Consider the following 23,241-nt stretch of genomic DNA (forward strand, 5'->3'; position numbering starts at 1 on the left):
TAATATGAATTTAACAGAGAAAATTGCAAAGCTAATAGATGAAAAGAGTAATAATTATAAAGACATTAGCGATAAGATATGGGAATTTGCTGAAACTAGATTTGATGAATTTCAATCAGCTGATTTATTATGTGAAGTTTTGCAACAGGAGGAATTTCAAGTTGAGCGAGGGGTAGCTAATCTTGAGACAGGCTTTATTGGAACCTATGGTACTGGAAAGCCAGTAATTGCTATTTTAGGAGAGTATGATGCATTAGCTGGCTTAAGCCAAGTTGCTGGAGAAGCAACCTATCAACCAATCATTGCAAATGGAAATGGCCATGGCTGTGGACATAATCTATTAGGTGTGGGAGCATTGGCTGGAGCGATTGCTGTTAAGGATTATTTAGTTCAACATAAGCTTTCTGGTACGGTAAAATATTATGGCTGTCCTGCAGAAGAGAGCGGTTATGGGAAATCCTTTATGGCAAGAGAAGGGCTATTTAAGGATGTAGATATTGCATTTTCTTGGCATCCTGGAACGGTCAATACAGTGATGCATGCAATGTCTAATGCAGTTATTCACGCCCATTTTAAATTTAAGGGTCGAAGTTCTCATGCAGCAGCTTCCCCGCATCTAGGAAGAAGTGCATTAGATGCAGTTGAACTAATGAATGTTGGAGTAAATTATTTACGTGAGCATATCATTGATGGTGCCCGAATTCATTATGCTGTGACAAATACGGGAGGGGTTGCTCCAAATGTGGTTCAGGCTGAGGCGGAGGTGACTTATCTCATACGTGCTCCTAAACCAGACCAAGTAAAGAGCTTGTATGAGCGTGTAGTTAAATGCGCCAAAGGAGCTGCTATGATGACCGAAACAACAGTTGATGAACAAATAGTAGGTTCATGTCATAACTTAATTCCAAATAAAACATTAGAAACTATTATGGATCAACATATGAATGAATTAGGTTATCCGGAGGTAACGGATGAGGATATTCGTTTTGCCAAGGACATATTCCAGACCTTGTCGGAGGAAGAAAAAGGAGCGATTGCGCTTCAGGTAGGAAATGATTTTGCAAGAAAATTAGCCGAAAAACCAATTGCGGATTTTGTTATTCCATTAGCAAAGGAGCCTATCTCAATTGGAGGTTCTACAGATGTAGCAGATGTTAGCTGGAATGTTCCAACCGCACAATGTACGACATCGACTTGGGCAGTTGGGACTCCATTCCACACATGGCAAGTTGTTGCACAGGGAAAATCGAATTACGCGCATCAGGCCATGTTATTAGCAGGAAAAACCATTGCATCTACCGCAATTACAGCGATTGAAAACCCAGAGGTAATTGAACAAGCAAAAAATGAGTTGAAAGAAAGATTGAATGGTGAACACTATGTTGCATTAATTCCTGAAGAACTTATGCCTCCTAAACTATCTGTAATGAAAAAGGATGAAACATACGTGTAATTCTCTTGATGGGACACTGGACCAGACCCTCTGTCCCGAAAAGCGGGACACGGGGTCGGAACCCGTGTCCCATTATATTTTTGAGCGCGGAAAAGTAAGCTTTAGGATCGTGCCGATTCCTTTAGTGCTATTAACGGTGATGGTTCCGTGCATTTCTTCAATGATTTGTCTTGATACCATTAGTCCTAGCCCGGTTCCTTTTTCCTTTGTTGAATAGAAGGGGAGGCCGAAATTATCTGCTGCTTCCTTACTCATGCCCTCGCCATTATCCGATATAGTGATGTATACATGTTTTTCATCCGTTGAAACTTCTATATCAATTATTCCATTGTCATTCGTTGCTTCAATTCCATTTTTAATTAGATTAATAAAAAGTTGCTGTACCCGTTGACTATTCCCATTTATATATATAGGAATGAGGTTTGAGAAGTTTAATTGAACATTATTAAGAGTAGCAAAGGAAGATAAAGACCGGATAGCCATCTTTATTTCGCGAACAACATCAAGTTTGCTTACCTCACTTGAATGGTTTTTTCCAAGTGCTAAATAATCAGCAATAATTCCATTCGCTCGATCTACTTCATCTATGCAAATTTTGATATATTCCTTTTCAGAAATGGAAATTCGATTCGAAGAATGTAAGATTTGCATAAATCCTCTAATACTTGTCATTGGATTACGTATTTCATGAGCCACACTTGCGGCTAATTGACCAATGACATTAAATTTCTCAGCATTTTGAATTTCTTGTTGTAAGGATCGTTTTTCTAGCTGTGATTCGATTAAATAAATTAATAGGAAAACGACGACGGCGTTTGAGAAAATAAATAATGATAATATAATCATGATATTTGATGTGATTGATATTTTTAATACAATACTACCTATTATGTAATGAAGAGCGAGAGTAACGGATAAAAATAAAGTGGACGTCATCACCTTTTTTCTTAATTTCCAAGAAAAAAAGAGTGACTGTTTTCCATATAAGATTACGCCCATAATGATAATAGCAACTAAAACTGGGGCTATTTCGGAACCTCCAATACAGAGACGAACTACAATATAAAAAACTGAAATAATAATTCCAAGAAGATTGCCTCCATAGATATAAGCTAAATAAATAGGAATCAATCTTAAATCAAGAATTCCGCCTTTATCCATATGAACGGCAAATGATAGTGATAATATGATGGTGAATACACAGGTGATTCCAAAAATTACTTTACTTTTCATATCACTTATTTTTCCATTTGCTAGAACCAAATATAGAACGAAAGGGAAGAGCGTCATTAAAATCTGGAGAAGCATTCTTTCTAACTGTATTTCCACAAACTTGCCCCCTTTTTCGACAGATTTCATGGTTTGAATACTATTATTATTCGATATTTATAAAAGAAATCCTTTATTGTAAAAAAAAAGAAGTAGCTTGTATTGGAACAAACTACTTCTTAATAATTACCCTATTTCATGACCAGTGACGATGATATATCCAACTAAGAAAATATTGAGTGCAATGATTACGAGTGTACATAACCACGAAAGAACTTTAACCCACATAGAGTTCGTGAATTCACCCATTTTCTTTTTACTGCTTGTGAATAATACTAATGGAACGACGGCAAATGGGAGCTGTAGACTTAAGATGACCTGACTCCATAAAAGCAAGTCAGCAGTTCCCCGTGATCCAGCAATCCATGTAACAATAAATGCTGGTATGACAGCTATCAGGCGTGTGATCAAACGGCGAAGCCATGGTGAAATTCTGAGATTAACGAATCCTTCCATAACGATTTGCCCTGTTAAAGTACCAGTAATTGTTGAATTTTGTCCAGATGCAAGTAAAGCAACTGCAAATAGGGTACTTGCTATTCCGACCCCTAATGTTGGACTTAGTAGTTTATATGCTCCTTCAATTTCAGATACGTCTAATCCAGTACCATGAAATGCGGCTGCACCTAAAATTAATATTCCTGAATTAATTAAAAAGGCAATCGTTAAAGAAAAAGTTGAATCTAGTAAAGAAAATTTAATAGCTTCCTTCTTACCTTGTCGATCCCGTGTAAACTGTCTCGTTTGCACTATTGATGAATGCAAATATAAATTATGTGGCATTACGGTTGCTCCTAGAATTCCTAAAGAAATAAATAGCATCTCTGGATTGGTCACAATTTCTGCTTTTGGAACATACCCACTTAATAATGCTGAAACTTCAGGCTTTGAAATAATCACTTCAAAAGCAAACACTCCAAATATTGTGGTCATTAAAACAATAATTATGGATTCAATAATCCTAAATCCTTTTTTCTGAAGAAGTAAAAGTAATAGAACATCCAATGTAGTAATGATTATCCCCATTAATAGAGGAATTCCAAATAAAAGATTTAAAGCAATGGCTGAACCAATTACTTCAGCTAAGTCTGTGGCAATAATCGCAAGCTCTGTTAGGATCCAAAGAAATACAGCCATCTTTTTACCTGTTGCATCTCTTGTAGCTTGTGCTAGATCTCTGCCGGTTACAATTCCTAGTTTAGCTGATAATCCTTGCAGTAAAATAGCCATTAGATTTGAAATTAAAATGACAGATAAAAGCGTATAACCAAAACGTGCACCACCTGCAATAGATGTTGCCCAGTTTCCTGGATCAACATAACCAACCGCGACTAATGATCCTGGACCAGCAAATGCAAGAAATTTTCTCCAGAATCCCGCCTTATTTGGAACCTTAACCGAGTTATTTACTTCCTCTAGACTTACATTTGAACTTTGTTTGAGCCAACCTTGTTCTTTATGTGTTTGATTAGCATGTGCATTCATGTTTACCACCTCTCAAATAGTTGAACAATTATAATTTAGTTTCCCTTGGGCAACTTTTGGTTTAAAAAAGTAGAATTTTTTTATGTACCCATCTTAACACTCTGGTTTGCATTTGTAAATAAATTTTGCCTGAGGGAAACATTTTATTTAATGGTAAAATATATGAACTGAATTTATTTTTCCATCAATTGAAATATTTTGAAACCTTTCCACTATATAAACGTATGAAAAATTAAATCTAAAAGAGGGAGTGAAATATGTGAAAAGAAAAAAAATCGTTGGGAAGTGGCTACTTGCAACATCATTAAGTGCAGCTATGATTGGAGGGGGATTAACACTACCAGTTCATCCGGTGTCTGCTAACGAATTATCCCAGCAAGTAGAGGATGGTCAGGTTGCGAAGGAATTTCTTTCATTAGTAAAGGATCAAAAATGGAATGAAATCTATCAATTATTCAATGGTAATCTACAAAAATATTATTCAAAAGAAGAAGTGCCTCAAATTTTTCAAGGACTTACAGCTACATTCGGAAAAATACAAACCTTCAATGTTCAAAGTAATGTAAATAATGGCATACATAATAAGGTGACGATGTTGGTCACAGCTGAACTAGGTCCGTTTAGCTTTGTAGTCAATGTAGATAAAAGTGGAAAGGTAGATGATTTCCATACTGAGATGGCTACTGATCCTAATCAGTTTAGCAATCCATCGTACAATCATCCTGAAAATTATTCAGAAAAACAGATACAAGTTGGAGAAGGTGAATTTGCTTTACCAGGAATTTTGACTGTACCTAAAGGAGAGGGACCATTCCCGGTTGTTGTTCTTGTTCATGGTTCAGGTCCAAATGATATGGATGAGACAGCCTATGGATTTAAGCCATTCCGTGACATTGCAGTAGGATTAGCGAATAAAGGAGTAGCCGTTCTCCGTTATGATAAAAGGACCAATACTCATGCATTAAAATCGAGCAAGGATCCAAAGTTTTCTATAATGGAGGAAACTGTGCTGGATGCAAATCTGGCTGTATCTGCACTTAAATCAGTTCCAGAGGTAGATGCAAAGAATATTTATGTGCTTGGACATAGCCAAGGCGGGTATGCTCTTCCGCTTATTTTAGATAATGATAAGAATCATGAGATAAAAGGCGCAATCGGTGTAGCTGGTCCAACAGGAAAATTCCATGAGCTTTTACTTTGGCAAATGGAGCAATCAATCAAGCGTGCTGAAGGAATGAAAGCACCTCAGGAACAAATCGATCAGGCCAAAATGGAATTAGAAGTATATAAAAGTCAATTCTCTATGCTAGACAATCCAAACTATAATAAGGATCATATTCCAGCTGAATTTCAATTACAACCAGCCTATTGGTGGTTTGATTTAAGAGATTATCAGCCATCCGAATTAATCAAAAAGCAAGATACGCCTATGCTCTTCTTACAAGGGAATAAGGATATCCAGGTACCAGCAGAGCAATTAGAAAATTGGAAGACTGCTTTAAAGGGTCATGATAATGTCCAGTTTCGATCCTACCCTGATATGATGCATTTTCTTGTGAATATTAAAGGAGAGGCAAATGGTGTGACTGAATATAGTACACCAGGTAATGTTGCTCCAGAACTAATCGATGATGTAGCAACATGGGTCAAAACAGGCTCACTAGAAGAGCAGGAACATGTAGATTTATCGATTTTTAAAGATTACAAAAAAGATGCTTATTGGTCAGAAGCCTTTGAATGGGCCGTTAATCATGGAATCATCAAAGGGTTTGCTAAGGAGCAACTGCTCAAACCAAATCAACCTATGACTGAAAGCCAATACTTGAATGTATTTCTACGATATACATTAGGACAGGATTTAAAGGATGAATCGGTCAAGAATCTCTACACATTAGCGAAATCTTACGAACTACCTGTTACCGGAAAATCAAATCATGTCGTAACTAGAGGGGAAGCAGCCATCCTTCTAGTCAAAAGCTTCACAGACAAGAAGATGACAGAAAAAGAAGCGATCCAATGGCTCTATGATCATCAAATCGTCAATGGCTACACAGACAAAAAAGGAAATAATCCAAAAAATTATCAATCCTACCAAGCAAAAAAACCTATTACACGAGCAGACCTCGTAACCATGTTCTATCGAGTACAAAGTATGTAAAAGTAAAACTTAGAGTATAAGAGGTTGTCTAATTAGACAGCCTCTTTTTTATAAAGAAAGTATAAAAATTAAACTAGTTTCTATAGCTAAATTGAGGAAAATCTAAATGCGGATTTTCCTTTTTCTCGTCGAGGAGTTAGGAGCTCCAAGTCTTTCTTCATGTAACGAGTAATTCGATTAATTAATCGTAAGTGGGTGTTTCTATACATTTATGGAATCATCCAAGTCAATACAGAAGATTGTAAAAATGTAATAATACAAATAAGAAGCAATAAGAAAAGACTATGTTTAATTGTAAAACGGAATAAATCAGATTCTTTACCTGCTAGCCCTGCAGCCGCACAAGCCACGGCAATGGATTGCGGAGAAATCATTTTTCCTGTCACTCCACCGGATGAGTTAGCAGCAAGGGCTAATAATGGATGCATACCGACAGATTGGGCAGATACTTGTTGTAATGTTCCGAATAAAACATTTGATGAGGTATCCGATCCAGTAATAAAGACACCTAACCAGCCAAGTACAGGAGAGAAAAATGGGAAAAAAGATCCCGTTTTTGCAAGGGCTAAAGCAAGTGTTGTGATCATCCCAGATGAATTCATTACATATGCAAATGCAACCACTACAACAATCGTTAAAATTGGAAATTTTAATTCCTTTAACGTTTCTCCAAATACAGAAAACCATTGTTTCCATGAAATCCTTAATACAAACTTCGTAATTATAGCAGCAATGAGAATTGCTGTTCCAGCGGCACCTAAAAGTTCTAATTTATATGTAGCAGCAATTGGATCACCATTAGCATTAATTACATGATTATTTAACCATGGTACATTTGGATTAAAGGTTATCCATCCACCAATTAGGTTAATCGCTTTCAAAATAATATTAGAACCTTCGTAATGTCCGACTAATGCTGTTTTAATTTGGGGAATTCCCCAAATAGTAATAAGAACAGTTAAAATAATAAATGGTGACCATGCTTTAGCAATTTGTCCTTTTGTATAGGTAGGAGTGGTACGTATTGAGTCAGATGAAGCAGCTACCTCTTCATGTGAAAAGTGGAAAATGGATTTGGGCTTCCAAAATTTCAAGAAGATAGTTAGTACGATTAATGATACTAATGCAGATAAAACATCAGGAAGCTCCGGACCCATAAAGTTTGACGTGAAATACTGTGTAACTGCAAATGAAATTCCAGATACTAATATGGCTGGAAGAACTTCCTTTGTTTTCTTTAATCCCGCCATTACGATAATTAAATACAATGGGATAAAGACTGAAATAAAAGGCAACTGCCGCCCCACCATTTTTGAAATTTCCAAAGCGGATTGACCAGTCGGGCCCTCCATTGCAATAATCGGTGCACCAATTGCACCAAATGCAACAGGAGCAGTATTAGCTAACAAACATATTCCTGCAGCGTAGAGAGGACTAAATCCAAGTCCAACTAATAGAGCCGCTGTAATTGCTACAGGTGCACCGAAACCTGCTGCCCCTTCTAAGAAGGCACCAAAGGAAAAAGCGACAAGTAATGCTTGCAAACGACGATCCTCAGTAATGGAAACAACAGAGTTTCGAATAATATCAAATTGACCTGTTTTTACTGTAAGTTTATATAAAAATACTGAAGAAACAATAATCCAACCAATCGGAAGAATACCATAAATTGCCCCTTGTGTAGCGGACATGACAGGTAAAACAACAGGCATTCTGTAAACGATTACAGAAATAACCAAAGCAATAAGTAGGGTGTAGATTCCTGCCTTATATGCGGGCATACGTTTTATAGCTAATGCCCAAAAGAAAAATAGAATAGGAATAAGAGCTACTAATGCTGAGATGTACAGATGATCTTGAAAGGGGATAAAGTTTTGTACATATTTCATATATTAACCTTCCTTCAAATGAATTTCATACGGTCAATAGGTCATCTGATGACCATATGTCATATATATTAAAAAATTATAAATATTTATAAAATGAAAAACAATATGTTTTTCATTTTTCTACTAAATTTTTTTTTTCCTGTCTTGTATATAGTAAGATAGAAAAAGGAAAATGTTGATTGGATTATCCAGGAGTGATGAAATGGAATATAAAAAAATACAACCCAAAAAAATATATGAGCAAGTAGCTGATGAGTTAGTTGAAATGATTCGTGAAGGGAATTTGAAGCCAGGAGAAAAGCTAGATTCTGTTCAGCAGCTAGCTGAAAATTTTTCAGTTGGAAGATCTGCCATTCGTGAGGCACTTACATCACTAAGAGCAATGGGATTGATTGAACTTAGACAAGGGGAAGGGACCTATGTAAAAAAATTTGAGCCAAACGATATTTCCTATTCGATAGTACAAGCATTGTTAATGAATAAGGAGGATATTATCCATCTTTTAGAAGTTCGTAAAATTTTGGAGACTGGAATAGTGGTTGCAGCAGCGGAAAAGCATAATGAGGAAGATTTAGATAAAATGAAAATCGCCCTTAAAGAAATGAAAAAAGCTACAGTGAATGAAGAGCTAGGTGAACAAGCTGATTTGGCCTTTCACTTAGCAATCGTTAATGCCACACATAATCCACTTTTAATAAATCTGATGAGTCATGTTTCTGAACTGATGGTTCAAGCAATGGAAGAAACTAGACGTATTTGGTTATATTCAAGGGTTAGTACTTTAGAGATTCTATATGAACAGCATAGTAGAATTTTGGAAGGTATTGAAAGTAGAAATAAGGAACAAGCAAGGAATGCGATGCTTGATCACCTCGAAAGCGTGGAAAACATGCTTAAGGATTATATAAAATAATAGAGAAGAGACGAAAAATAGTTTTTTTCGAATGTAAAAAAATTATCAAATGACCATTCTTGGAGTCAACAAAATTCTTCATTGATGGCATATGAGTTAACTTTATATCTTTGCGGACATAGGGAATGTTATTTTATTTCTGTATTGTATTAAATAACGTACTAAGCTTCAAATACGGATCGAAATTAAGATTATTTTCGGGAATAATTTGAATGTCCGCTTAGATATTAAATTATTTAATATTAAAAAAGTAGCATTGAACATAAGAATTTATTTCAGCTCATAAATTATAGAAATGCCTAGCAATTTTCTTTTAATAGGGTTTATAATATTAACAGGTCATCTGATGACCTAATGAGTAAATAATTCTTTATATTTGAAGAAGGTGGAAAATTTGAAAGTAAGCTTATTTATTACTTGTCTTGTTGATATGTTTAAGACAGATGTAGGTAAATCCATGGTTCAAATATTAGAAAGACTTGGCTGCGAAGTTGATTTTCCAAGTGGGCAGGTTTGTTGTGGACAGCCGTCCTATAACAGTGGTTTTGTAGAAGATACGAAACCGGCAATGAAGAAAATGATTACTGTATTTCAAGATTCTGATTATGTGGTCGCTCCTTCCGGTTCATGCGCATTTATGTTTAAAGAATATCCAAAGATTTTTTCAGGTGATGCTGAATGGGAAGAGGGAGCAAGAAATCTTGCCGATAAAACTTATGAATTCACACAATTTCTTGTGGATGTATTAAAAGTGGAAGATGTAGGTGCAAGCTTGAAAGGAAAAGCAACCTACCATCCTTCCTGTCATATGACACGATTGCTAGGTGTAAAGGATGCCCCTATGAAGCTATTAAAACACGTAAAAGGGTTAGAGGTTACACCTTTGCCCAATGCTTCGAGCTGCTGTGGATTTGGAGGAACCTTTTCTGTAAAAATGGGACCAATTTCTGAGCAAATGGTTGACGAAAAGGTACAGCATGTAGAGGAAACATCCAGTGATTATTTAATTGGGGCGGACTGCGGATGTCTCATGAATATTGGTGGCCGGATTGATCGAAAAAGTAAACCAATTCAAGTAATGCATATTGCGGAAGTGTTAAATCATCAAGAATAAGGGAACGAGGTGAGATAGAATGGGTTTACAAATAAGTGAAAAGAATTTTAAAAATAGAATGAGTGATGGTTTACAAGATGATTTTATGCGTGGGGCTGTTCGTGATGCGCAGGAAAGATTACAAACGAATCGACTCAAAGCAGCAGATCAGCTAGGAAACTGGGAGGAGTGGCGTTCACTTGGTGAAGAAATACGTCAACATGTTCTAGCAAATCTTGATTATTACTTATATCAATTGAGCGAGCAAGTTTCTAAACGTGGTGGCCATGTCTTTTTTGCCCAAACAGCAGTAGAAGCCCAAGAATATATTAAGGACGTTGTGAAAAAAAAGAATGGGAAAAAAGTCGTCAAATCGAAATCAATGGTGACAGAGGAAATCAGCCTAAATGAGTGTCTGGAAGAAATAGGCTGTGATGTTGTGGAAACGGACTTAGGAGAATATATCCTGCAAATTGATGACCATGATCCACCATCCCACATAGTAGCACCTGCCTTACATAAAAATAAAGAACAAATTCGTGATGTATTTACGAAGAAAATTGGCTATACCAAAAGTGAAAAACCTGAAGAATTGGCGGCTTATGCACGAAAAATGCTTCGAAAGGAATTTTTGTCTGCCGATATTGGGATAACTGGCTGCAACTTTGCGATTGCAGAAAGCGGTTCGATAGGACTAGTTACAAATGAAGGGAATGCCCGAATGGTAACAACTCTTCCGAAAACTCAAATTACTGTTATGGGGATGGAAAGAATAGTTCCAACTTACGAGGAATTTGAAGTTTTAGTTAGTCTGCTAACAAGAAGTGCTGTTGGTCAAAGACTAACAAGCTATGTGACAGCATTAACAGGACCTCGGGAAATAGGAGAGATAGATGGTCCAGAGGAATTTCATCTCGTCATTGTGGATAATGGCCGTTCAGCAATATTAGGAACAGAGTTCCAGCCTGTTTTACAGTGTATTCGTTGTGCGGCATGTATCAATGTTTGTCCTGTCTACCGCCATATTGGAGGACACTCTTATGGTTCGATTTATCCGGGACCAATTGGTGCTGTATTAACACCATTGCTTGGAGGATATGAGGAACATAAGGAATTGCCCTATGCGTCATCATTATGCGGTGCATGCACAGAAGCTTGTCCAGTGAAAATTCCTTTACATGAATTACTGCATAAGCATCGACAGGTAATTGTTGAGCGTGAAGGGAAAGCACCAATTTCAGAAAAATTAATGATGAAAGCATTCGGTTTAGGGGCGGCATCTAGTGGTTTATATGGTTTTGGCTCAAAACTTGCAACGACAGCAGCAAAGCCATTTGTGAAGAATGAAAAAATTAAAAAAGGTCCTGGACCTCTGAAAGCATGGACAGAAATCCGTGATTTTCCAGCACCGAACAAGGAACGTTTTAGAGACTGGTTTAAAAATCATAAGGAAGGGGTGAATCATAATGGTCGGAACCATTCAAAATCGTGAACAATTTTTAGCGAATATCGCTAAGAATTTAGGGGGAGGTCAACGAACTGAAGGAGTATCGACTCCTGTTTACTCATTTCAGCCACAGTACCGTATCTTACAGGATGCAAGTCAGGATGAATTACTTCAAGTACTAAAGGAACAATGTAAAAGCATCCATGTTGATTACTTTGAAACCACTGTGAATGAGTTGGGATCAAAACTAGAAGATATAGTTCAGTTCTATGGCGGTGGTCCACTTTCTTTATGGAACGACGAACGCTTTCACCAATTTGGATTACAGGATTTGATAGAAACCGTTTGGCCAAATCAATCCTATGATGTTCATATTTGGGACCCTGCAAAAGGACAAGAAAATATCGATCGTTGTGAACGTGCAAATGTTGGAATCACATTTAGCGATATCACCCTTGCTGAATCTGGTACGGTCGTTTTATTTAATGATGAAAATAAAGGTCGCTCCGTTAGTTTACTACCTACCACTTATATAGCGATTATTCCTAAAAGTACAATCGTTCAAAGAATGACACAAGCATCTATCAAAATCCGAGAAAAGGTTCAAAAGGGAGAAATCCTCCCCTCATGCATAAATTTCATTACCGGCCCAAGCAACTCAGCCGATATTGAAATGAATCTTGTGGTTGGGGTTCATGGCCCGGTCAAGGCAGCATATATTATTGTAAAAGATAAATAGAAACCAAGATCAATGGAAAGAGATCATCTTATGAAAAAGATGGTCTCTTTTATTTGATGGAAGAAATTTTTTCGATAAGATTATCAGAACTGTTCTTATAAGTTTATCGCTCCCTCATCCGTTAAATATAGGGACAACGGACTTCAAACAATATTTAATAGTTAAAAATTTTATTAAATAGTAACAAGGTTTTTAGAAAAGAGTCTAATAAAAAATATAAATATAATTATCTGTGGCTTATCCGCATAAATTTTTATTAGCAATAAATATCTTAATCATTCATATAAAAAAGGGGCTGATAACATGATTTATTAATAGAAAAGAAGTTTAAAGTTGAAAACCTATTTCTGTACAAAAGGGGGGGATTAACATGGGGCGATATATATTAAAAAGAATTGTAGCAGGTATTTTTATGATGTTTGTTCTTACTACTATTACCTTTTTTTTGATGCATGCAATCCCAGGAGGACCATTTAGTCCATCTGAACAAAGAAATGTACCAAAAAGTGTATTAGAAAAAATAGAGGATAAATATGGTTTAAATGATCCTTTAGGCGTTCAATATGTTAATTATTTAAAAAAGTTGGTGCAAGGTGACTTTGGAATGTCCTTTAAAAATGCCGATGTAACAGTGAATGAATTAATAGCTCAGGGGTTTCCTGTATCTGCAAAGGTCGGATTAGTTGCGATTGCTGTAGCTCTAATTGTCGGTATCCCATTGGGAATTATTTCTGCAGTAAAGCGGGGGAAGTGGCCAGATTGGACGTCGATGATTTTTGCAACAATTGGAATTTCAATTCCTAACTTTGTGATCGCTGTTCTCCTACTCTTTTTGTTCGCAGTCATTTTGAATCTTTTACCTACATTTGGTTTAACAAGTTGGAAGCATTACATTCTTCCTGTAGCGGGACTAGCCTTTAGTCCGATAGCCTATATTGCTAGGCTAATGAGATCTAGTATGTTGGAAGTAATGCGTCAAGACTATATTCGAACAGCAAGATCGAAAGGCGTCCATGAATTAAGTGTTATTTGTAAACACGCATTGAAAAATGCCATTATTCCTATAATTACCTATTTAGGTCCACTAGTTGCCATTCTTTTAACAGGAAGTTTCGTTATAGAAAAAATATTTTCAATTCCCGGAATAGGGAGGGACTTTGTAACAAGTATAGGAGATCGGGATTATTCTGTTATTTTGGGAATGACCGTTTTCTTTGGCTTTTTCATTATACTCACAAATCTAATCGTCGATATTTTATATGTTGTAATTGATCGACGAATAAAAATAGAAGAATAGGGGGGAAACGATTGAATCATTCAATAAACATAAAAAATTTGAAACCAGACTATAATTTTGAAACAGAAGATTTACACGATCTCCCCGATGAACTTTTTAAGAAGCTTGATGAGTCTGAGAAAGAAGATGAGATCATTGCTCGACCTAGTAAGTCTTATTGGCAGGATGCTTGGTCACGTTTTAGAAAGGATCCTCTTGCATTATTGGGTTTATTCATTATTATCATCATGGCTTTAGCAGCGATTTTTGGGCCAATACTATCAGAATATACATATGATGGTCAAGATATTGAGAATGGTAATCAAGGACCGTCATCTGAACATTGGTTTGGAACAGATAAATTTGGAAGAGATATTTTTATTAGAACATTATACGGTGCAAGAATAAGTTTAACAATTGGTTTTGTAGTTGCAACAATTAATATGCTTATAGGTGTTATCTATGGTGGAATTTCAGGATATTTCGGTGGAAGACTTGATATGATCATGATGCGAATAGTCGATATGATGATCAGTATTCCAGACCTACTTTATATCATTTTAGTCATGATGTTTCTAGGAAATAGTATACAGAGTATTTTAATAGCATTATGTATTACCTCATGGATTGGGACAGCGAGAATTGTGCGCTCTCAAGTTATCACTCTAAAATATCAAGAATATGCCCTTGCCTCACGTTCCATTGGATCTTCTAATCTTCGAATATTATTTAAACACCTAATCCCTAATAGTATGGGACCAATTATTGTTACGGTCACATTTTTAGTTCCATCTGCTATTTTTTCAGAGGCATTTTTGAGCTTTCTTGGAATTGGTATTCAAGTTCCAATAGCTAGTTGGGGAACTCTTGTGAATGATGCCATTCCAACCTTATTTACCCAACCATATCAAATGCTGTTTCCTGCTCTTGCTATCAGTATTACAATGTTTTCATTAAATTTTATTGGTGATGGTCTAAGAGATGCACTGGATCCAAGGTTAAAGAAATAAAGGGGGTGTTGATGTGAGCTTGCTTCTAGTGGATAATCTAAAAACAAATTTTCATATTGATGCAGGAAAAGTGCAAGCAGTCCGTGGAGTTTCATTTCACGTCAATAAAGGTGAGTCTATAGGGATTGTTGGTGAATCCGGCTCTGGCAAAAGTGTGACGATGCTCTCAATTATGGGTCTTTTACCAGATAACGCAAATATAGAAGTAGCAGGAATGAGCTTTAATGGAATAGACATGGAAATGATGGATTATAAACAATGGAGAAGATTGCATGGAAGAGAGATAGGAATGATTTTTCAAGATCCAATGACTTCACTTAACCCGTTACTCACTATTGGCCATCAAATAATGGAACCTATGCGAATTCATCTAAAACTATCAAAAAAGGATGCAAAGAAACGCGCAATTGAAATGCTGAAACTTGTAGATATACCAAGTCCTGAAAATAGAATCAATCAATACCCTCATGAGCTTTCTGGAGGGATGAGACAACGAGTTATGATAGCTATTGCCATCTCCTGTAATCCCAAGCTATTAATAGCTGACGAGCCTACTACTGCACTGGATGTGACTATTCAAGCTCAAATTCTTGATCTTATGAGTGATTTAAAAAAGAAAATCAATACATCTATTGTCATGATTACCCATGATTTGGGAGTTATTGCTAGTATGTGCAGTAGAGTGATTGTCATGTATGGAGGGATCATTGTAGAGGAAGGAACGATAAGAGAAGTGTTTTATAACCCACAACATCCATATACTTGGGGACTAATACGTTCGATACCAAAGGTAGAAATGGGCGAGAGGAAAAAGCTTATTCCAATTCCGGGAACTCCTCCCGATTTACTAGCACCTCCAAAAGGCTGTCCGTTTGCTGCAAGGTGTGAGTATGCAATGAAGGTGTGTGAAATGATTCCACCAAGGAATACAGTCATATCTAATACGCACCAGGCTGCATGTTGGTTAATGCACCCTAAGGCACCGAAAGTGGATAAGGGGGTAATAGGATAATGGTTGCAGCAACAGAAAATCTCGTTGAGGTTCGAAATTTGAAAAAGCATTTCAGTATTAAAAAAGGATTTTTTGGTAGAAATTCAAATGTATTAAAAGCTGTAAATGATGTAAGTTTTTCAATAAAGAGAGGGGAAACATTTGGTTTAGTCGGCGAGTCTGGTTGTGGAAAAACAACTGCCGGGCGAACACTTATGAAGCTTTATGAGCCTACATCAGGAGAGATTTTGTTTAATGGGCAATCGATCGCTCATTTAAGCAATAAGGAAATGTTTCCTTTTCGAAAAAAAATGCAAATGATTTTTCAGGATCCCTATGCCTCCCTTGATCCTAGAATGACCGTAGGTGAGATTATTGGAGATCCATTAGATGTACACAATATTTGTAAGGGGAAGGAACGGACAGAGCGAATTAAGGAGCTTATTCATTTGGTTGGTCTTAAAAATGATCATATTAACCGCTATCCACATGAGTTTTCTGGTGGACAACGTCAACGGATTGGCATAGCTCGAGCATTAGCAGTAGAACCAGAATTTATTGTTTGTGATGAACCCATTTCGGCCCTTGATGTATCAATACAAGCGCAAATTGTCAATATGCTTGAAGAGCTTCAAGAACAATTTGCATTGACCTATCTATTTGTATCTCACGATCTATCAATGGTACGGCATATCTCACACAAGGTAGGAGTTATGTATCTGGGTAATTTAGTAGAGGTAGCTGAAAAAAATGAGCTTTATACGAAGATGCAGCATCCATACACACAAGCGTTGCTCTCCGCGGTACCTATTGCAGACCCTGATCTTTCAGAAAAGATTGAAAGAATTCATCTTAAAGGGGATGTGCCAAGTCCAATAAACCCTCCTAGTGGCTGTGCTTTTCGAACACGTTGTCCTTTTGCGGAGGAGGTATGTACGCTAGAGAAACCAAAACTACGTGAAATTGGTGAGGAACACTTGGTCGCTTGTCATGTTATATAAAGGGTTATTTATGCACCCTGCTTTATTCAAGCAGGATTATATAGAAGAATTTTGCAATATTTTCTTGGGGGGAAGAAAATGAAAAGAAAACTTAGGTTAATGCTGACGATTTTCTTTGTGTTTGTGGTCATTGTAGGTTGCAGCTCTGAAAGCTCAAAAACAGATAATAAAGACAAGAAAAAAATTATTTATGCACTCCCTGATGAGCCAGAAACACTAGATCCCACACTTAACACTTATTCACGCTCATCAATTGTTATGCAAAACTTATTTAGAGGACTCTATAAGATCGGTCCAGACGGAAAGCCTGTTCCCGCTTTAGCAGAGGAAACCGTGGTGGATGAATCACAGACAAAATATACGTTCAAGATTAATAAAAATGCAAAATGGAGTGATGGAAAACCTGTAACTGCTCATGATTTTGAATACTCTTGGAAAAGAGTCTTGAATCCAGAAGTTGCTTCGGGTGCAGCTTTTGATTTGTATTATTTAAAAAACGGGCTTTCATATAACGAAGGGAAAGCAACAGCTGATGAGGTAGGAGTCAAAGCCTTAGATGATCAAACACTCGAAGTCACTTTGGAAAATCCTACTACGTATTTCTTAAATTTACTTTGTGCTACTTCCTATTACCCTGTGAGAAAGGATGTTGTTGAAGGTAAAGAGAGTTGGACGAAATCACCAAAAACTTACTTATCAACTGGCCCTTTTACTCTAACAGAAATAAAACCTAAAGAAAAATATGTATTAAAAAAGAATCCAAACTACTTAGATGCTGACAAGGTTCAGATTGATACATTAGAAATTGTCTTTATAGAATCCCCGGAGGCTGAACTTGCCGCTTATATGAATAATGAAATTGATGTTTCGGATAATCTTAGCAAAGAAGCATTGGCAAAGTATAAAGATACGGATGAATATGTAGCAGCTCCACGAATCGGCGTTTATTATTTTGATATTAATACAACAAAAAAACCATTTGATGATCCTAAGGTGAGAAAAGCATTTGGTATTTCATTAAATCGTGAACAGATTGTAAAAAATGTCATGCAATCCACTGAAAAGCCTGCCTATGGATTTGTTCCATATGCAATGCCACATGGTGTTCAAACGGATAGGGAATATAGGGATGTGGTAGGAAACTTGTTCGAGGAAAATGTAGAAGAGGCAAAGAAATTATTAGCGGAGGCAGGATATCCAGATGGAAAGGGCATGCCTGAAATTGAATTTTTAACGATGGCTAGCCAATCAGATAAGGATATTGCTCAAGCTATCCAAAGCATGTGGAAAGAAAATCTAGGTGTTGAAGTCACAATAAAGACACTTGAATCTAAAATTTATTGGGATGAGTTAGAAGCGGGAAATTTCCATATTGCTAGGGATGGGTGGACAGGAGACTTTTTAGATCCGATGACACATTTAACTTTGTTTGAAACGATTAATGCAGCAGATGATGTTCGCTGGAGTAATGCAGAATATGATGCTTTGCTTAAAGAAAATAAAGAGATTGTGGATCAACAGAAGAGGATGGATAACTATGCAAAAGCTGAAAAGATACTAATGGATGAGATGCCTGTTATTCCAATCTATTTTTATGAAGATTCTTATCTAGTAAAACCAAATATAAAAGGTGTAATGAAAAATTATATCGGTCATACCTACTTTGAATATGCTCATATTGAATAAAAATAGGATGATGATGCAGGATTTATTATGCATTATTGTATGAAAGGCTTTTGCCTCTAAAAATTAATCTAATCACAACAGATTTTATCCAGTTGTATATTGCATACAGTTTGAAAAAAATATGCTCCATATTCTTACTATAATCATTAAATAGATAGAGGAATACAGTCATAAAAAATTAGTAGAGGAGTTTTGCAGCAAAGCAACGTAGTTATAGCAAAGCACTTTTCTCAAACATTGTTGCTATTAAGTAAAGTTATATCTAATAATTATCGACTGAAGACCGCTACACCTTTCATTTCATTGAGAAGGCTACCAACTTAATAAGAACCGCTGAAATCTATTAGATGTAAAAGCCGACAGTTGGCTTTTATAAAAGGCAACAACATACAAAACAGCTTTTAGTAAAGAGCTTAAATGTGAGAAGGCTCCAATTATTAGTAAAGGGGGATTTTCTTTTGAAATTATTTATAAGTGCAGATATAGAAGGAGTTGCTGGTATAGCCAATTGGGAGGAGACAGACACATCTTCTCCTTTCAGTAGATACTTTTTAGAACAGATGACCAAGGAGATAAATGCTGCTTGTGAGGCAGCTATTGAGGCAGGATACACAGATATCCTAATTAAAGATGCACATAATACTGCAAGAAATTTAGACCCATCGAAACTTCCTGTACAGGTAAAAATAATGAGGGGTTGGGCGAAAAATCCTTATTTGATGATGGCTGGATTAGATGAAACCTTTGATGGTGTGATGTTTATTGGATATCATTCAGCTGGGGGAACAAATGGAAACCCGCTTGCACATACAATGAATACAAAAAACGAGTATGTAAAAATAAATGGTCAGATAGCTAGTGAGTTTTTAATTAATGCATACACCTCTGGATTATTTAATGTCCCTGTACTTTTAATTTCTGGAGATAAACAACTATGTGAGGAGGCTAAAAAACTAAATCCTCATATTAAAACAGTTGAAATAAGTGAAGGGATCGGCAATGCATCGATATCCATTCATCCAGAATTGGCGATAAAAGAAATTAATCATCAGGCAAAGGTGGTACTAGAAGATGATTTATCAAAGTATTCAATTGAGTTACCGGAACATTTTAAAGTAGAAATAGCTTTTACAGAGCATTTCCAAGCTTATCAAGGTTCTTTCTATCCTGGAGCAAAGCAGACTGGTCCGAAAACTGTCGAATACAATTCATACAATTACTTAGATGTATTAAAATTTTTGTTCTTTGTTTTGTAAGATATTCTTTAGGATGCAGTTATATGATGCAGTATAGGACATAGAAAAAGAGCGAGTCTTGATTTTATAAGGCATTTATCAAATTACCAAAATAGTTTTTTGTAATTTAATTAGGAGTTGAAGAATGATGAAAAAACCAATAGCATTGCAAAAAGGTGATACCATTGGCTTAATTGCTCCATCCAGTCCAGTGAGGCATCCTGAGGAGGTTGAACGATCGGTACAATTACTTGAAGAATTCGGATTCCAAGTAATTGTTGGGGAAAGCTGTCATAGCCAATACGGATATTTGGCTGGCAGGGATGAGGTCAGGGCAAGGGATGTTAATCTCATGTTTGCGAATCCTGAAGTCGATGGAATTATATGTTTAAGAGGAGGATATGGGTCACCTAGAATATTAAATCAGCTAGATTACGAGATGATTCAAAAGAATCCTAAAACATTCCTCGGTTATAGTGATATAACTGCTATGCATATAGCCTTAAACCAACTATGTCATTTAGTTACCTATCATGGTCCGATGCCTGCTTCCGATATGTTAAAGGATTTCGATCATTTCTCTAAAGAAAGTTTTTTCCAAGCAATTACTTCGCCTAATCCATTAGGAATAATAGAGAATCCGCCTGGAGAAGAAATTCATTCACTAGTCACAGGAAAAGCGACAGGCCCAATCATTGGAGGAAATCTTTCTCTCATCGCAGGAACGATTGGTACAAATTATGAAATTGACACAAGAGGAAAGCTTCTATTACTGGAGGATATAGACGAAGAACCGTATCGTGTAGATGGAATGCTCAATCAGTTGCGATTAGCTGGTAAATTTCATGATTGTAGCGGGGTGATCATTGGAGATTGGAATAACTGTATCCCTAAAGACCTAGAGAAGCCGAGTCTTACCTTAATGGAAGTATTTGAAGACTTAATTGTACCATTTGGAAAACCTACCATTTATAATATTAAAATTGGACATTGTGAACCAAAAATTACTGTTCCCCTTGGCGTAGAGGCTGTGTTAGATGCGGATCAATGTTCGCTGACTATAGTAGAGAGTGCGACACGGGGGTAGATAAAAAGCTGAAAAAGGGAATGTCAATTTACTATGACATTCCCTTTTTCTAACCAAATAAGAAAATCAAAAGATAAATTTTCTTATTTGGTTGAGCATTACACCACGATTTTTCATTAACCATTCAAATCGAGATTAGTATTCTTCTTCATTAATTTTAATACAATGAGATAGATAATTCCTATACCAAGCCAGATAAATCCAAGCTTCTTCGAGGTCTCATCAAGATTTATCCACACATAACCGATGATAATAATACCGATGGCGGGAAGTAATAAATGTCGTAAATAATCTTTACTTCCCTTTTTACGGATAAAGTAATTAACAACAGAAAAATGTAAAAATAAGAATGATGATAAGGCTCCAAAGTTAACAACCGATGATAATTTATCAATATGTGCTGCAAAAATACCAGTAACGACTAATGAAACTACTGCGATGAATAGTGTACTGATATAAGGTGTATTAAACCTTGGATGTATTTTCGATAGAACGAAAGGTAGTTTCTTGTCACGTGCCATACTAAATAAGATTCTTGAGATGGCTGCCTGAGCGACAAGTGCGTTAGCAATCCCCCATGAAAGTGCAGTAGCAAGAATAGTTAATGTTTTCAACCATGTACCACCTGCAATTTCAGCTATTTGGTAGAATGCTACATCTGGATTAGCAAAAGTTTGATAGTCAGGCCAAATAAGAGCGGCTACCCATGTTTGGATAATAAATAGAAAACCAACAGTTAATAGTGCAAATATACACGCTTTCCCAATTGATTTTGCTCCATCCTTTGTTTCTTCTGCTAAAGTGGAAATGCCATCAAAGCCAAGAAAACTAAGTACAGCGATAGAGACAGCTCCCATGATGACATTCATGTTAAAACCACGATCATTGTATAAAGGTTTAATTGTAAACTCAGCTCCATTAATGCCTTTAATGATCGCTGTAACCCCTACTGCTACAAAGATAGCAAGGATAATTAATTCTAAAATGACAATGATTTTGTTCGCGCGTGCTGTAAACTCGATACCTAAAATATTAATCACTGTATTAATAGCAATAAAAATAATCACCCATAAATAGGATGGCACTTCTGGTAGCATATCCCCTAATGCGGCTGCACTTACTAAGTATAAAAGGGCAGGGACAAATACATAATCAAGAAGAATTAACCACCCTGCGATAAATCCTACTGAATCATTAATGCCGCGCTGGGCATAGGAATAAACGGAACCTGCAATCGGAAAGGCTTCTGACATACGTGCATAGCTTAATGCAGTAAAAATCATGCCGACCATTCCAATTAAGTAAGTGAGAGCCACCATCCCATTTGAGCCTTGAGCTACTACACCATAGATTCCAAATGGAGCAATGGGTACCATAAACACCATTCCATAAATGAGTAAATCCCAAAAGGATAATGAACGTTTTAAAGAAGGAGCTGTATTTAAAATAGTACTTGAGCCTGTTTTTCGTAATTTTTCACCCATCATAACTCCTCCTAGAATATCTTATGGATTCCCAATTTTTGAAGTACTGATTTGGATAATAAGCAACGAGCTGTTTTTAATGGATCCACAATTTGACTAACTTGAACATGACCTGCAGCACTTAAGAGCATCGTTAATTCTTCAACACTATAATCTGTACGTTCTAATAAATAATCAACCATTTTTTCTACTGCTATATCTGCTGCTTCGTCGAGTGATTCTTTTGAAACAAGAAAGGCAAAACTATCAGATGTTTCTACTACTGGAACAGATAAGCTTTGGCCTTTGATTACCTCTAAGGTTACTGTCACTTTTGCTGGAATCTCAATACCAGATACGCACACCTCTCCATCGCCCATGGCTGCATGTACATCACCTAAAGAAAATAAAGCTCCTTTATGAAAAACGGGAAAATACAAGGTAGCCCCTTCTGCGATTAAGGTTGTATCCATGTTCCCACCATGATCACCAGGAGTACCACAAGAAATTTCTCCTTCATTTGGTGCAACACCAATCACACCGATCATTGGATTAAGTGGGAGAGCTATCTTCTCATTAAAAACAGCTTCATTGTTTTCAATAGGGACGATCTTGATTGTAAAATCATTTATTCGATGCCCCATAACACCAAGATCAGGACCAGTAGCCATAACTCCTTTTTCATCTAATTGAATGCGGTCAATTGATACTTTCAAAATATCACCTGGTTCTGCATTATCAATATAGATTGGACCAGTTGCAGGATTAATTTGTGACCAATCAATACTATTGTAATGCGTATCTTCAGATTGAATTTGATTTAAGAAACAATCATAGGTTTCAATTTCAACCGTTTCACCAGATTGTACCTTTAACACTGGCTCATGTTTTGCACTCATCTCGTAGATATAAGATTTTTTATCTAAAATGGTACTCATATAAAAACAGCCCCTTTACTTTTTCTCTCATTATAAAGAATAGTAAAA

Annotated in this window: 18 protein-coding genes; 13 read left to right on the plus strand and 5 right to left on the minus strand. The window is 36.4% G+C overall.

Annotated elements, in window-relative coordinates; genetic code table 11:
- The first annotated feature begins 4 nt into the window (after window positions 1-4).
- A complete protein-coding gene (locus tag I5818_RS04485) occupies window positions 5-1,453 on the plus strand; it encodes a M20 family metallopeptidase (protein WP_078110076.1) in 1,449 nt (482 codons plus the stop codon).
- A 72-nt stretch (window positions 1,454-1,525) separates the two neighbouring features.
- Here the strand turns inward: I5818_RS04485 and I5818_RS04490 are convergent, their stop codons facing one another.
- Together I5818_RS04490 and I5818_RS04495 are read right to left on the minus strand one after the other, a co-directional pair.
- Window positions 1,526-2,782, minus strand: coding sequence for an ATP-binding protein (locus tag I5818_RS04490; protein WP_169846901.1), 1,257 nt, complete (start codon window positions 2,780-2,782; stop codon window positions 1,526-1,528).
- Window positions 2,783-2,908: 126 nt separating this feature from the next.
- Window positions 2,909-4,267 carry an Nramp family divalent metal transporter gene (locus tag I5818_RS04495; RefSeq protein WP_078110078.1) on the minus strand — a complete coding sequence of 453 codons (1,359 nt, stop codon included), beginning with the start codon at window positions 4,265-4,267 and terminating at the stop codon, window positions 2,909-2,911.
- Between the two features lie 259 nt (window positions 4,268-4,526).
- Between I5818_RS04495 and I5818_RS04500 the strand changes: the two genes are divergently transcribed.
- Window positions 4,527-6,425 (plus strand): S-layer homology domain-containing protein, encoded by a 1,899-nt coding sequence (locus I5818_RS04500; RefSeq protein ID WP_078110079.1) that lies wholly within the window; start codon window positions 4,527-4,529, stop codon window positions 6,423-6,425.
- A 209-nt stretch (window positions 6,426-6,634) separates the two neighbouring features.
- Here I5818_RS04500 and I5818_RS04505 read toward each other — a convergent pair whose 3' ends face one another.
- Complete coding sequence (locus I5818_RS04505) at window positions 6,635-8,314, minus strand: L-lactate permease (RefSeq protein ID WP_071975265.1); 1,680 nt, start codon at window positions 8,312-8,314, stop codon at window positions 6,635-6,637.
- Between the two features lie 202 nt (window positions 8,315-8,516).
- Here I5818_RS04505 and I5818_RS04510 point away from each other — a divergent pair, with 202 nt between their 5' ends.
- The 11 genes from I5818_RS04510 (at window position 8,517) to I5818_RS04560 (ending at window position 20,792) form a co-directional block, all read left to right on the plus strand.
- Window positions 8,517-9,227, plus strand: a complete 711-nt coding sequence (locus I5818_RS04510; RefSeq protein ID WP_071975264.1) for a FadR/GntR family transcriptional regulator — start codon at window positions 8,517-8,519, stop codon at window positions 9,225-9,227.
- Between the two features lie 394 nt (window positions 9,228-9,621).
- Window positions 9,622-10,341, plus strand: coding sequence for a (Fe-S)-binding protein (locus I5818_RS04515; RefSeq protein ID WP_071975263.1), 720 nt, complete (start codon window positions 9,622-9,624; stop codon window positions 10,339-10,341).
- Window positions 10,342-10,360: 19 nt separating this feature from the next.
- Window positions 10,361-11,812, plus strand: a complete 1,452-nt coding sequence (locus tag I5818_RS04520) for a LutB/LldF family L-lactate oxidation iron-sulfur protein (protein ID WP_078111318.1) — start codon at window positions 10,361-10,363, stop codon at window positions 11,810-11,812.
- Window positions 11,787-12,506 (plus strand): LutC/YkgG family protein, encoded by a 720-nt coding sequence (locus I5818_RS04525; protein ID WP_078111317.1) that lies wholly within the window; start codon window positions 11,787-11,789, stop codon window positions 12,504-12,506. The genes I5818_RS04520 and I5818_RS04525 overlap by 26 nt, the downstream gene beginning before the upstream one ends.
- A gap of 370 nt (window positions 12,507-12,876) precedes the next feature.
- Window positions 12,877-13,803 (plus strand): ABC transporter permease, encoded by a 927-nt coding sequence (locus tag I5818_RS04530; RefSeq protein ID WP_071975260.1) that lies wholly within the window; start codon window positions 12,877-12,879, stop codon window positions 13,801-13,803.
- A gap of 11 nt (window positions 13,804-13,814) precedes the next feature.
- Window positions 13,815-14,792 carry an ABC transporter permease gene (locus I5818_RS04535; RefSeq protein ID WP_276514087.1) on the plus strand — a complete coding sequence of 326 codons (978 nt, stop codon included), beginning with the start codon at window positions 13,815-13,817 and terminating at the stop codon, window positions 14,790-14,792.
- A 13-nt stretch (window positions 14,793-14,805) separates the two neighbouring features.
- The gene (locus I5818_RS04540; RefSeq protein WP_071975259.1) at window positions 14,806-15,804 is read left to right on the plus strand and encodes an ABC transporter ATP-binding protein; all 999 of its coding nucleotides are present in this window, start codon (window positions 14,806-14,808) and stop codon (window positions 15,802-15,804) included.
- Window positions 15,804-16,784 (plus strand): ABC transporter ATP-binding protein, encoded by a 981-nt coding sequence (locus tag I5818_RS04545; protein WP_071975258.1) that lies wholly within the window; start codon window positions 15,804-15,806, stop codon window positions 16,782-16,784. Before I5818_RS04540 ends, I5818_RS04545 begins: the two co-directional genes overlap by 1 nt.
- Before the next feature lie 78 nt (window positions 16,785-16,862).
- Window positions 16,863-18,470, plus strand: a complete 1,608-nt coding sequence (locus I5818_RS04550; RefSeq protein ID WP_071975257.1) for a peptide ABC transporter substrate-binding protein — start codon at window positions 16,863-16,865, stop codon at window positions 18,468-18,470.
- A gap of 458 nt (window positions 18,471-18,928) precedes the next feature.
- Window positions 18,929-19,726: a M55 family metallopeptidase gene (locus tag I5818_RS04555; RefSeq protein ID WP_078110560.1), complete on the plus strand. Its 798-nt coding sequence runs from the start codon at window positions 18,929-18,931 to the stop codon at window positions 19,724-19,726.
- A gap of 127 nt (window positions 19,727-19,853) precedes the next feature.
- Window positions 19,854-20,792 carry a S66 peptidase family protein gene (locus tag I5818_RS04560; protein WP_078110567.1) on the plus strand — a complete coding sequence of 313 codons (939 nt, stop codon included), beginning with the start codon at window positions 19,854-19,856 and terminating at the stop codon, window positions 20,790-20,792.
- Window positions 20,793-20,908: 116 nt separating this feature from the next.
- Here I5818_RS04560 and I5818_RS04565 read toward each other — a convergent pair whose 3' ends face one another.
- Both I5818_RS04565 and I5818_RS04570 read right to left on the minus strand, forming a co-directional pair.
- Window positions 20,909-22,279 (minus strand): APC family permease, encoded by a 1,371-nt coding sequence (locus I5818_RS04565; RefSeq protein WP_078110561.1) that lies wholly within the window; start codon window positions 22,277-22,279, stop codon window positions 20,909-20,911.
- 8 nt (window positions 22,280-22,287) lie between these two features.
- Entirely contained in the window at window positions 22,288-23,193 is a 906-nt protein-coding gene (locus tag I5818_RS04570; RefSeq protein ID WP_078110562.1) for an acetamidase/formamidase family protein, read from the minus strand.
- Between the last annotated feature and the right edge of the window lie 48 nt (window positions 23,194-23,241).

This window comes from Heyndrickxia oleronia, assembly GCF_017809215.1.
Taxonomy (GTDB): Bacteria; Bacillota; Bacilli; order Bacillales; family Bacillaceae_C; genus Heyndrickxia; species Heyndrickxia oleronia.

Bases quoted from the DNA above. Each gene is read 5' to 3' on its own strand.
- I5818_RS04485 (WP_078110076.1), top strand. From the start codon at position 5: ATGAATTTAACAGAGAAAATTGCAAAGCTAATAGATGAAAAGAGTAAT.
- I5818_RS04495 (WP_078110078.1), bottom strand. From the start codon at position 4,267: ATGAATGCACATGCTAATCAAACACATAAAGAACAAGGTTGGCTCAAA.
- I5818_RS04505 (WP_071975265.1), bottom strand. From the start codon at position 8,314: ATGAAATATGTACAAAACTTTATCCCCTTTCAAGATCATCTGTACATC.
- I5818_RS04510 (WP_071975264.1), top strand. From the start codon at position 8,517: ATGGAATATAAAAAAATACAACCCAAAAAAATATATGAGCAAGTAGCT.
- I5818_RS04520 (WP_078111318.1), top strand. From the start codon at position 10,361: ATGGGTTTACAAATAAGTGAAAAGAATTTTAAAAATAGAATGAGTGAT.
- I5818_RS04525 (WP_078111317.1), top strand. From the start codon at position 11,787: ATGGTCGGAACCATTCAAAATCGTGAACAATTTTTAGCGAATATCGCT.
- I5818_RS04530 (WP_071975260.1), top strand. From the start codon at position 12,877: ATGGGGCGATATATATTAAAAAGAATTGTAGCAGGTATTTTTATGATG.
- I5818_RS04545 (WP_071975258.1), top strand. From the start codon at position 15,804: ATGGTTGCAGCAACAGAAAATCTCGTTGAGGTTCGAAATTTGAAAAAG.
- I5818_RS04550 (WP_071975257.1), top strand. From the start codon at position 16,863: ATGAAAAGAAAACTTAGGTTAATGCTGACGATTTTCTTTGTGTTTGTG.
- I5818_RS04560 (WP_078110567.1), top strand. From the start codon at position 19,854: ATGAAAAAACCAATAGCATTGCAAAAAGGTGATACCATTGGCTTAATT.
- I5818_RS04565 (WP_078110561.1), bottom strand. From the start codon at position 22,279: ATGATGGGTGAAAAATTACGAAAAACAGGCTCAAGTACTATTTTAAAT.
- I5818_RS04570 (WP_078110562.1), bottom strand. From the start codon at position 23,193: ATGAGTACCATTTTAGATAAAAAATCTTATATCTACGAGATGAGTGCA.